This is a genomic window from Bradyrhizobium erythrophlei (assembly GCF_900129425.1).
GTDB classification, from domain to species: Bacteria; Pseudomonadota; Alphaproteobacteria; order Rhizobiales; family Xanthobacteraceae; genus Bradyrhizobium; species Bradyrhizobium erythrophlei_C.
In genome coordinates this window covers 3,099,228-3,110,643 of the sequence record NZ_LT670817.1, presented here as the reverse complement: position 1 = coordinate 3,110,643, position 11,416 = coordinate 3,099,228, and the positions used below count along the sequence as shown (strand labels likewise).

The window sequence follows — 11,416 nt, the reverse complement described above, 5'->3', positions numbered from 1 at the left end:
TGATCGGCGGCCGCTCGCTGCGGCCGCCCGATCGGATTAGGACTGCGTCGTCGAGGTGTTGGCCGCGCTCGTGAACTGCGACGGGCTCGGCGGCGTGGACTGCACCGTCACCGTGACGTTGCCGCCGCCCTGGAATTTGACGACGAAATATCGGATGACGTTGAGGTAGCGGACCTGCCAGTAGAGGAACAGGTAACCGAGCGCCTGCAGGTTGGCCGGGTTGTTGTTGGCGTCGCACTGCACCAGCCAAGGCGTGTCGATCATGCCCTGTCCGTTGATGCCGAGACCTACCGACGCGGACGCAAGCTGCGCCGAGAAGCCGTCGAACAGAGACTTTGCGTTTGCGCGCGTCTCGTCGGTCGGCTGGATCGACTGCAACTGACCAATGAAGCTGCCGGCCGCCTTGCTCTGCGCGGCGCGGATCAGGAAGTTGGTCATGCGGGTGTATTCGACGCCGTTCGCCGCCGTGTTGCTCGAAGCGTTGCGGCCCGTGGCGAACGAGTAGTAGTTCCCGCCCGGCGACTGGGACGCCGGCAGGATGACGTCGATGCCGCCGGTGTTGATCTGCGACAGTTCGGTGTCGCTGTAGGTTTGGCCCAGCGTCGAGGTCTGCGTGGCGGAGACGCCCTGCAGCGGCTTGTTCAACGGCGACTGCTGCGGCGACAGATTGCCGACGATGCCGATGCCGAACGCGCTCGGATTGATGAGACGCGAGACGCCGTTGTAGCTGTCATAAAACGTCGGATAGTCGCCCACGATCAGCCAGAACCATGGACTGTCGATGCCGGCATTGACCCGGATCGAGAGCGCGTCGGCGACGGTGTCGCCCGAGGTCGTGGCGAAGATCGGCAGCATGGTCTCGGAAAGACCGAACGACACGATCGCCGCGTAGTCGGCTTCCGTCGACAGATCGCACAGCGTGAAGCAGTCGCACAGCGAGTTGCGCAGCGCATACATGCCGGTGCGCGGCGAGACGTCCTCACCCATCAGCGTCGCGTCGGTGACGTTTGCTGCACCGTCGGTTCCGCCAGAGAGCTGGACCGTCGTCGACAGGGTCGGAGCCACTGTCGAGGTCTCCGCGGTGGCGATCACATAGGCAGAGGGCCCGTGATAGGGCGTGCCGTTGTTGATGGCGTTGGCGAGATTGGTCCAGAACGTCTGCCAGGTGCCGGTGCCGCCGGAGAGTGTGGCTCCCGACACCGTGATGGCTGTCGAGGTTTTCGCCACCGTCAACGAATTGCCGGCGGTGCCGGCATTAACGCCGCCGTCGGCGGTCTGGCTGGCGATAACCTTCAGCACGCTGCCGGCAAGGGCGTAGTTGCACTTCGACAGGCCCGTATCGGTCGAAGTCAGCAGCATCGCCAGCAGGTTCGACAGCGTGAAGGCCAGAGTCGTGCCGATCAGCACCTCGTTTCCGGTCGGAGTTGCGTTCACGAAGGTAACCGCGGTGCCGGCAATGGTGATCACGTCATTCGCCGCCGGATTGGCAGAGAACGTATAGGCGGCGCTCGCGGGCGTCGGCCCAAGAATGTTGTTGAACTGCTCCGGCGGATAGCCCGGGAAGGCCACGACGCCCATGAAGCTGTTGGCCAGGCTGCCGTTCTGGATCGAGAACTGGATGCCGTTGCCGAGAATGCCGGTGTATTTGCCGGTGATCGTGATCGCGGACTGGATCGTCGCAGTCGCGGCCGTATCGGTGCCGTCGGAGACGCGGATGCCGTAGAAGCCGATCGCGCCGCCAACCTGCGACGCCGCAGCAATGTACGTCGAGATGTCGTAGGGCCGGATCACCGGAGGGCCGACGTTGAGCGCAGCATCGGCGGGGGTCGACATCGGGATGCGCGCATTGAGCGGGCCCCAGCTTCCGACGCCGACAAGGCCCTCGATATTCGTGGCCGTGCCGAGGATCATCCCGGTGGGCAGGACGATATCGCCATAGACGCCGGGGACCGTCAGCGCCGAAAGGTTCTGCTGCCCATCAAGGAAGGTGTTGGACATTTAAGTTGGCTCCAATAAAAAACCCGCCTCAAAGGGCGGGTTCATCGGGAAAGGGATGGGTGGGTTGGTCGGCTGCGCGATTACTCGGCCTTCGCGGGCTCAGCGGCGGGCGCAGGGATCTTTACGAAGTGACGGTCGCGAGCCTTGCGCAGCTGCTCGACAAGAGCCGGGTCGGTGATCTTCTGCCCTTTGACGTACTTGCCGAAGGGGTGGACGCAGATCAGGTGGTAATTCACGGGATGGCACCCCTTGTGTTAGGTGGTTGCGGTTGCGATTGCGACGTTCTGTGGCTTCGCGATCGACGTCTGGGTCGAGGTGATGACGTAGCCGACGAACTGCTCGACGGTGGCGTATTCGACGTCGTAGATCAGATCGCGTCGATAGATCGTCTGCGACTGCTGCTCGTCGATGACGTTGGTGCGGTTGTAGAGAATGGTTGCCTGCGACGTGTCAGGCATCGACGCCCTGATCGTCTGCTTGATCAGGTTGTCGATCGCCTTGGCGAGCGTCGCGCGGGTTGCTTGGTTCGGCGCCCACACCGTCACCATGACGGAGTGGCGCTGACGATGCGTGGCTTTGCCGAGCTTGCCGGTGCCGCCCTGTCGCACCACGAGAGAATGCCCGGCAGGAACGGTCAGTGTGTCGGCGGTCGAACTCGCGCCGGAATACCCGCTGCCCTGCGCCTCAGTGGCGAGTGCGGCGAGAAGCGCCGCCGTGGTGGCGCCTCCTTGCGAGCAGACCACACCATCGTCGATGATGAGCGTCAGGTACTCGCCGGTCTTCGGCTGGCCTGTCACGGTGATGGTGTCGCCATCGAGAGAGAACGTCATCCCGTAGCTCGGCGCCTGTATGACGTAGGTCTTGTCGAGGTTCTGGTAGACGTTGACGCCAGTCCCCTGCATCGGGAAGATCGAGACGTTGGCGACGGGGCCGCCGGGGCGAGACACGACCTCGCCATCGGCATTCTGCATCTTGCCGGCCATGTCGAGGTCGAGCTGATTGGGTATCGGCCAGCCTTCGAAAATACGGCAGTCCATATTGGCGACCGATGCGGAGCTTGTGCCGCTCGGATAGACGGCGCTCGCCGCCTGCTGCGCCAGATAGGCGGTGAGATCGGAAAGGTCGGCCATTTACTCAGCCTTGAACTTGATCTTGAGGCCGTGCTTGGCGATGATCTGGGCCAGACGATCGGTGTCGACCGGGATGCCGATGAAGAGGTTGAATTTCGCCAACTCGATCAGCGGGTACACCCACCAGCGGATGGTGACGACGAGACGAAAGCGAACCATCGTCACGCCTCCAGGCGGAGGCAGGTGATCTTCCAGCCCAAAATATTGCAGTAATCCTGCCCGACCTCGTAGCGGTACTGCCTGTCGTCGACGATGATGTCGCGGTCGCGGATGGCGCCCGCCGGCAGCGCCGTGATCGGAATGTAGATAATCCACGACGGGTTGGTGACCGCGTCCTGCGGAAGCGAGCTGTCGCGCTTGCGACCGCCGGGGCCCGACTGAATGTTGGCGGGGATGTTGGTGAAGAGAACGGTCTCGCCGTTAGGGTCGGAGGCGCTGGTCGAGGCTTCGGCGCCTGAATAGCCGGTCAGGCCGATCACGTCGTCGCTCGCGCCGGCCACCGTCTTGAGGCGGTGGATTTCGATACGGCGCGGATACAGCATTTACTCGTCGTCCCCGCCGAACAGCATTGTGATGTGCGCCTTGGCAAGCTGCCTCGCATAGGCGTTGGCGCGCCTGATCTTCTCGGCGGCGACCCTCTTGGCGATCTCACGCATATGCTCGCCGACGACGTTGCGCTCTTTCGATTTGCTGGTCATGTTCACCACCCGCTGATTTGTGTGACGCGGCGATAGTTCTGCAGCACCGCGTAAATGCCCGACGGCATCGGGAGTTTGGTGACGTCGGTGACGGAGCCGCTGCCGCCATAGTCGAATGAGGTATCGCCGGCCGCGACCCGCACGATGTTCGACGGGATGCTGACCTGCTTGCCGCTGAGGTAGACGTTCTTGGTCCAGTCGAGGCAGGCCTGCTCGATATCCGGCGGCACCGTCTGGTAGCCCGAGGTGTAGCCGGCCTGAATGTTCTGGAAGCCGCGGGTGAAGAAGAAGCCGATCAGGTTGATCGACTGGTTGTTGTTGTAGAAGCCGGGCCGGTAGGTACCGTTCACGCCCTTCGGGATCGTGACGCCGTCGATGGTGAGCGACTGCACGGAAACCAGCGGGATGTCCGGCACGAAGAATTTGCTCGTGCCCTGCCCGTCGAAGCTGCGCGAGTAGCTCGCCTGCGCGACCTGGAAGCCGAGCCAGTTCTGGATTTCGGTCGAAATGGTGGCGAGCACCCGGGAGACGTAGCCGTCATCGTCCGCGGTGAGGCCCAGCCACTGCAAGGCATTCGCCAGCGTCGTCAACGAAACGACGGGAGCGCGGACCGGCAGCTGGACCGACTCGACCAGCGTCTGGCCGGCAGCGGTCGTTACCGTGTTGGTGAGCGTATAAGTGATGCCAAGGTTGCCGGCCGACAGCACGACCTTGGCCAGCGTCGTGGTGAAGCTGTTCGAGGTGATTGCCAGCGTGCCGGAGGCCGGAGCGTCACCGCCGGTGATCGCCCAGGACGACGCCGTGATGGTGTCGCCGTTGAGGGCGACGGTCCAATCGATGTCGAAGTCCTCGACTGCGGCAGGCGCCTTACCGCTATCCCAGAACATCATTGGAGCGGTTCCTTACTCTTTCGCGGGCACGGCAACGGATCGGGACGCCGGCGCCGATACGGTGCGCCCACGATCGGGTCGCGCGATGAATGTGCGCGTCGATGGCGTGAAGGGCGGCTCGGGCTTAATCTCGACGGCGTCGGGGACGGCCGCGCTCTCGATGCGCGCCGGCACGGGCAACTCGATCGTGCCGCGAGGTATCGGCAGCGAGCCGAGCATCGAAGAACGGGACGAGGAACACGCCGGGCACGGGCAACCCCTCAGCTGCATAGATGCCGCCATGTCTCGTCCAGTTCAGGCGCGCCTTATTAGGCGCCCTTGTTCTTGTCGATGGAGAGCGTTGTCGCCCTCTTGGTCTCCTTGGTGGCCACAGCAGCGGCCAGCGCAGCGGCGAGCTTGTCTGCATCCATGTCAGGGTTGGCGGCGGTGCCGAGCTTCTCAAGCGCTGCGAGCAGGTCACTGCGCTTGACAGAGACGGTTTCGCTGGGCGGAGGCGGCGCATCCTTGAAGCCGTGACTGCGCAAATCGGCAGCGACGTGGGGGGCGACTTCGACCCATCCGTCTGCGCCGACCTCAAACTCGTGGCCGTTGTGCGAAAAGTGGGTGGCGCCATTGGGGGCGAACAGGCGGACCATGGGGTTCTCCGAAAGGTGGTGGGGGAAAAGGAATGGGGAAAGAGAGGAGCGCGCGGCGTACGCGCGCTCCTCCGATCAGGCGACGGCCTTAGCCGTTACCGATGTTGGTGATCACCGCGAAAGCGGGCGGGAAGTAGCACTGCAGCACCTCGTCGCAGTACACGCCGGACTCGTACTTGCGGGTCCGCAGCGGCCACTCGATCTGGTAGTAATCCTGCCGTGCCCGCACCTGCAGCACGTTCGCGATGCCGGACACGGGGTACGGCAGCGAGCGGCTGGTCATCACGATCGTGCCGGGCGGCATGTTCGGATGGATGCGGATGTCGAGGGACTTGGCGCCGCCCATCGAGAAGCGGTTCAGGTACGAGCGCACCATGATGCCGCCGCCGAGCGAGTCCTGCCGGCTGTCGAAGACGAAGCGCTGGGCCGCATTGCTGTTGCCCTGCAGGATCTTCTTCGAGATGTTGAGCGCCTCCTGCGAGTTCACCCAGATGGTGTCGGGCGACAGGCGGTAGTTATCCCAACGATCCTTCAGCGCCATGTCGATCTCGACGATGCCACCGGAGCCATCCGCGGTGAGCGGGGTGCCGACACCTGCGGTGCCGCTCGACTGGATCGCGAAGTAGGCATTCGACCCATTCTTGAGGATCTGGGTGATGATGCCGTCGAACACGAGGCTGTTGGTCGAGAAGTCTCCCGCCGGCAGCGACGCCGCCGTCTGGGTGCCGGTTGCAGCAGCCACGATCGCGACCGAGTTGATGGTCGTGATAGCGCCGAGCACTTCCGAACCCGCTGCGCCCCAGAACCATGCGTAGCCGCAGGCGCCGGTGACGGGGGTGACGGTCGCGGTGAGCGAGCCGGCGGTGCCGGTGGCCACGGTGCCGGTGGCGTTGGCCGACTTCTGGGCCGAGCCGCCACCGAAGGTGTCGGACGAGCCGTCAGCGTTGGTGCGGGTGATGGAGGCCTGGATGCCGCCAGCGATCGAGCCGTAGAGCACAGCGTCGAACGCGAGCGCGACGCAGATGACCGAATAGGTCGCCGCCGCAAGCGCGCCGCCAGTGGCCGAGGCGGTCACCGTCGGGGTCGGTGTGATGCCGAGCTGCAACGAGGTGTTGCCGCCGAGCAGCACGCCCTCTTCGCCGATCATCGTGGCTTCGAGGCCGACCTTGGCCGCGATCGCGCGGATGTCGTCGAAGCCGCGGCCGGCGTATTCGGCCTCGAAGTCGACGTTGGTTTCCAGGCCGAGCCCGCGGTAAGCCGCAGAATAGTCCTGCGTGGAGACCGCCTGCACACCGCCGCGGTTGCCGGACGAGACGCCGATCCGCATGCCGCCGGTGTTGACGCCGGTGACCGCCCTCCAGGCGGCTTGGATGCCCCCTTTTCCGGTGACGCGCGGGATCTCATTGCGCAGCGGCGTCAGCACGGGATAGACGAACTTCGCGCCGAGCTCGAGATCGTAGTAGGTCAGGCCCGAGGTGGCCGAACCGGCCTGCTGGAAGGTGCTCTTGGACAGGAAGTCCGGAACGAAGTCCTTGACGGCCTGCGTCTTCTGCACCGAGGCGAGGAAGCTCGCGACTTCAGCGGCGATGGCAGCGCGGTCGATGTTGCCGCCCTGACCGTAGATGGGCGCCCAGCCCTTTTGCAGTTCCAGCGGCAGATGCTCGCTGTATGCGATGTTACGCACGATTGCGTTCATCGTGTTTCTCCGAATTTTGAATGAGTGGATGTGCGGGTGTGACCACCGTCCCCGGTGGCAGGCGTGCGCGATCCGCGAGCCCTCGCCGTCCCCGGCGGGCTTTCGGTTCGCTTGATCCGCGCTCTCCTTCCGTCCCCGGAAGGCGCGCGAGAATTTCGTGGAAGGTGACTTACGAAGCGGACGCGCGGGTCTTGGCCCACTGCGCGTCAAATCGTTCTCTCGTCACGCGGCACGCGCGGGCGAAAAGCTCCTGATCCTCTTCGGTCGGGCTTTCCGGCGCGTGCCATTTGTAAAACTTGATGGCGCCCTCGCTGGCGTTTCTCACGCCCGGCTGACGCACATAGACCTTGTAGCTTTTGGTGGTCCCCTCGATGCCGTATCGATCGTCCACAAGGGTCTTGCGGCAAATCTCCATCAGGTCGTCGGGATGGATCGAACCGCAGTGGGAGCAAGTCCGGTTATCGTCGGGCCCGAGGTCCCAGGTGTCCGGCGTCGAAGCGCCTTCGCCGCGCTCACCGCACCGCTGTCGGCCGGCAAAGCAGAACAGCCGCTGGCGCAAACGAAACATCCGCAACGGCTCGTGGAGCGATTTCGTGCGCTTGCCGCTCTTGCTCTGACTGGAGTAGCTGAGCGGATTGAGCTGCGGCATCTTCCCGTCGCCCGGGAAATGCAGCATGTGCCGCGAATTGTACCGCAACAGACGCTTCATCGGTTGACTCCGTCGGCGGCAGCCTTGCGCGCTTCGGCGCCGAGCCGGACCGTGTCGTTGAGCGCATCGAGCGCTTCGATCAGCACAGCCGACTTCGCCCGATCGTCGATCAGGTTACCGGTCGCCTGTGCGTCCAAAATGATGCCAAGGCATGCGCGCGCATGGCCGAGATGATGAACCCCGGAATCCTTGGCTACTTCTTCGCCGGCCGCCCAGTATTGGATGTGCCGTAGAGCGGCGGCGACGTAGATGCGGGCCATAACGGCGTTGTCCCGCCAATTAAACGGGCCGTACTTCCGGGCTCCGTCCATCATGGCCATCGCCTCGTGGAACAAGGCGATCCCCGGCACCACGGACAGGTCGACCTTTTTGAGGCCGACCATGTCCTTTGGATTGGTGCCGAGTGGTTTGGTTGCTGCCGCGGGTGGCCGCGGCGCGCGATTGTCGAGCGTGGTAGCGCTCATCTATTTTAGCGAGGCCCCATGAACCGGGTGGCCTGCGCCTCCGCGCCGCGGCGCTGAAGTTCAGCGTCGCTGATCGTGGAGATGTCCTGGATGGGCAGGCCCTTCTCGATCACGCGGAACGTGCCGGGTGGCACCGGCGCCGGCGTGAAGCGGATGGCGGAGAGATCGACCCTGATCTCCTCGGAACTCTTCTTGAGCGCCGCGTTCTCGGTCTCCATGGTGGCCATCTTGGTCGTCATCGCTTCGATGCCGGCCTTGATGTCCTTGAGCAGTTCGCCATGGGCGGCCTTCTCGGCCTTGAGCTGCTCGTTCTCGGCGGTGACCGCTTCGATTTCGGCAGCCTTGGCCACATCGACGGTCACGGTCTTGTCCATACCGCCGCCGCAGCACGACTTGTCGAGTTCGACCATGTGGTCGTGGGTCTTCTTGATGATGGCCTTGTCGCGAGCCGAGTGACGGGCGCCGCGCTTGAGCAGATCGACGAACACCGCCGCCTTCGAGGCCTCGCTCGCCTCCTCGGTGCGGATTTCGTTGAGCACCAGGTCGAGCATGTCGGAGACAATGTCGCCGATCTCGACCAGCGCGCTGCCGAAGCGGTCGGTCAGCTCCTTCGGAACGGTGATGCCGCCCCACAGCGAGGTGAACTCGGCGCGCTCTTCAAGGCATTCCACGCAGGCGAGCATGTGCAGGAGGTCGGCCACGAAGTGGATGTCGGCCGCCTTCTCCAGTTCGACCTTCTCGGCCTTGTTGACCCAGCCTTCCGGCAGCAGGTCGATCGAGCCGAGAGTGCGTGCGGCCTTGATCAGGTGACGCTTCATCGCGAGACCGGCCTGTCCGGGCTGGTGCGACTTGAGCGCGATCTCGAGATCCTTCACGCTCTCGATCGGGGCGCGCTTGCCAGCCGTCGAGTCTGCACCGCCATAGAGGTCGGTCGTCTCGTTGTTCTTCGGGTCGGTCTGTTCGGTGTTGACGCTGTTGCCGGCGGGCTTGACGCCGGAGGTTGCCTCCACGTTGGTGTCGGCGCCCTTCGGCTTCCTGCCGTCGACCTTCTCGGGGTTGGTCTTGTCCGTCTTGCCGGATGCGTGCTCGACGTTGGTCTTGGAGTTCTTGTCCTTGTGCGTGGACACGGCCTGAGTATCCATGCCGGTACCGGTCACGGCCTTGAGCGCATCAAGCACCGGCGCGGCAGCGGCGGCAGCCGCTTCCTTGGCGTCGAGTTCGAGCAGCGCCTTGGCGAGGTCGCCCTTCTTGGCGAAGGTCGCACCGGGCAGGCGCTTGGATACCCAGACCTGCTCGACGTCGTCGGGAGTGGTCCGGCCGGCGTCGGCATCGACGGTCACACCGTCCTTGTTGACTTCTGTGTCAACAACCACCGGCTCGACAACCTTGGCCGCTTCAGCCGCCTTCGCGACCTCGTCTTCGAGCTGCTTGCGGGCATCGGCGATATGAGCGAGCCACTGGCCGGCATCGCCGGCGGCCTTGGCGAGATCGGTCGCGCGCTCTGCGACGGCCTCGTTGCTGATGGTGACGGGCTCGTCCGCAGCGGGCTGCTGGAACTTGCGCATCTCCTGGGAGCCATCCGCCTTGATGATGGAGAAGGTGGCGGTCGGTACGCACGGCAGATCGACCAGCGAAATTTCGGCGGGGCGCGCGGTGTAGCGCTTCAAATCGCCGTCGGTCCAGCGCTTGAGATAAGAGCCGCCGATGGAGAAGCCGGTGTAAACACCCTCCAGAACCTTCTGCCATTCGTCCTTGTCGACGATCTTGGCGGCGACATCGATCGCCTTGCGCTTGTCGTCGAAGCCGATGTCGGTCAGTTTGCCGGCGGCGACCTTGCCATGCATCGCGCGCACATTGCCCTTGGACTTGCCGTCCGTGGACTTTTCAATATCGCCCGACCACTTCTCGAACTCGCCCTTGGAGGTGGCGTAGTCGAAAATCTCGCCAGCGCGATCGGCCACTTCTTCGACCGCAGTGCCGTAGACGGTCTGCTTCTCGACATCGACCTTGTGCAGCTGCACGAACAAGGAAAGGTTATCCATTTCTACTTCTCCTGCGTCGGATTTCTCGACGACGGTTGCCATCCAATTTTCTTTGACTTCGGCCCATTCTTCGGGGCCAAATTCGAGCACGCCGTCCCAAGGGACCAACCGATCGAGCGGAAGCCCCTCTCCTTGGTAGGTCAGGGTGATGTGCGGCTTGTAGTCAGGCCACGACCAGACGGCGCCAGCGTCGTGGATCTCGCGATGACGCGAGGCGAGATCGTCGGACGAGAAGCGAAGCACGAGCGCTTCGCCATCCTTGCCGAGACGATCGAGAGTGCGTGCGCCGCCTTCGATCCGAATGATCGGCTGCGACGAGCGCGGAACTTGTGCCCACTCCACCGGCTCGCGCGAATACGCGATGGTGACGTGCATATCGTCGGTGGTAAGCGTGGTCGGAAAGCCGTTAGCGTCCGCCCACTGCTTCAGCGTCTCGGCGTTTCGCAGCCGGCGCTTGATGTAGAGCGTGCGCTTCTCGCCCTTGGCGACCTTCATAGTCGTGTCGATCGCCTGCGAAATCACCAGCGGCAGCGAGGCGCGAACGCCGGGATGCAGCGGCTCCGGCGGCTTTTCGACCGAAGCCCAGCGAAACGCTGTGTGTTCATGGTCGAGCTTGGGCTCGAACTCGTCGACGCGCTGGAAGAAGGTGGTAAAGTCGACACCGTTGAGCGTGACGCGGCAGACCTCGACGCGGTCGCCCTCGGGATCGAGCCTGAAGCTGATCTCTTCGAACGTCTCGCGGATCGCGGCCTGCAAGGCCGTCTCGCCCGGCTCGATCTTCCCTCCCGGGAAGCACCACTCGCCGGCGTGGTCGCCGCCATCGCCGCCGCTGCGCTTGAGGAACAGCGCCTTGCCCTCGTCGGTGACGAGCGCGAAACCGGCGGCAAGGATCGGCGCCTGCTTCTCGACGTCAGGCTCCTCGCACTTCTCGGGGCCAAGCGTGATCTTGCCGCCATGGCGATAGAACGTGCGCTTGTTGTTGCTGGCGCCTTCGAGGTCGTAGCCCTGCAAGCCGCTCGTCGCCGATGCCGGTTCGGCAAAGGTCGATTTCTCGATTGCGGTCACTTCAATTTCCTCTTAAGGGTGATCCGCATGGATGACCTTGAGATCACAGCCACCGGCGACATCGCGGTTCTGAGCGACGAGGAGTGGCG

Annotated in this window: 12 protein-coding genes; all 12 read right to left on the bottom strand. The window is 64.0% G+C overall.

The window, feature by feature from the left end:
• Positions 1–36 precede the first annotated feature (36 nt).
• Positions 37–1,998: a hypothetical protein gene (locus tag B5527_RS14690; protein WP_079602020.1), complete on the bottom strand. Its 1,962-nt coding sequence runs from the start codon at positions 1,996–1,998 to the stop codon at positions 37–39.
• 80 nt (positions 1,999–2,078) lie between these two features.
• On the bottom strand, positions 2,079–2,234 hold the full coding sequence (locus B5527_RS43915) for a hypothetical protein (RefSeq protein ID WP_154072254.1): 156 nt from the start codon (positions 2,232–2,234) through the stop codon (positions 2,079–2,081).
• 18 nt (positions 2,235–2,252) lie between these two features.
• The gene (locus tag B5527_RS14685) at positions 2,253–3,128 is read right to left on the bottom strand and encodes a hypothetical protein (protein WP_079602019.1); all 876 of its coding nucleotides are present in this window, start codon (positions 3,126–3,128) and stop codon (positions 2,253–2,255) included.
• A complete protein-coding gene (locus tag B5527_RS43910) occupies positions 3,129–3,287 on the bottom strand; it encodes a hypothetical protein (protein ID WP_154072253.1) in 159 nt (52 codons plus the stop codon).
• Positions 3,288–3,289: 2 nt separating this feature from the next.
• Positions 3,290–3,670, bottom strand: coding sequence for a hypothetical protein (locus tag B5527_RS14680; RefSeq protein WP_079602018.1), 381 nt, complete (start codon positions 3,668–3,670; stop codon positions 3,290–3,292).
• Positions 3,671–3,826 (bottom strand): hypothetical protein, encoded by a 156-nt coding sequence (locus B5527_RS43905; RefSeq protein ID WP_154072252.1) that lies wholly within the window; start codon positions 3,824–3,826, stop codon positions 3,671–3,673.
• 2 nt (positions 3,827–3,828) lie between these two features.
• Positions 3,829–4,716 carry a hypothetical protein gene (locus tag B5527_RS14675; protein ID WP_079602017.1) on the bottom strand — a complete coding sequence of 296 codons (888 nt, stop codon included), beginning with the start codon at positions 4,714–4,716 and terminating at the stop codon, positions 3,829–3,831.
• Positions 4,717–5,024: 308 nt separating this feature from the next.
• On the bottom strand, positions 5,025–5,351 hold the full coding sequence (locus B5527_RS14665) for a hypothetical protein (protein WP_079602015.1): 327 nt from the start codon (positions 5,349–5,351) through the stop codon (positions 5,025–5,027).
• Between the two features lie 88 nt (positions 5,352–5,439).
• On the bottom strand, positions 5,440–7,047 hold the full coding sequence (locus tag B5527_RS14660; RefSeq protein WP_197689303.1) for a hypothetical protein: 1,608 nt from the start codon (positions 7,045–7,047) through the stop codon (positions 5,440–5,442).
• 169 nt (positions 7,048–7,216) lie between these two features.
• Complete coding sequence (locus B5527_RS14655) at positions 7,217–7,756, bottom strand: hypothetical protein (protein WP_079602014.1); 540 nt, start codon at positions 7,754–7,756, stop codon at positions 7,217–7,219.
• Positions 7,753–8,139, bottom strand: a complete 387-nt coding sequence (locus tag B5527_RS14650) for a dATP/dGTP diphosphohydrolase domain-containing protein (RefSeq protein ID WP_154072251.1) — start codon at positions 8,137–8,139, stop codon at positions 7,753–7,755. Before B5527_RS14650 ends, B5527_RS14655 begins: the two co-directional genes overlap by 4 nt.
• Before the next feature lie 86 nt (positions 8,140–8,225).
• Complete coding sequence (locus tag B5527_RS14645) at positions 8,226–11,327, bottom strand: NUDIX domain-containing protein (RefSeq protein WP_079602012.1); 3,102 nt, start codon at positions 11,325–11,327, stop codon at positions 8,226–8,228.
• Positions 11,328–11,416 lie beyond the last annotated feature (89 nt).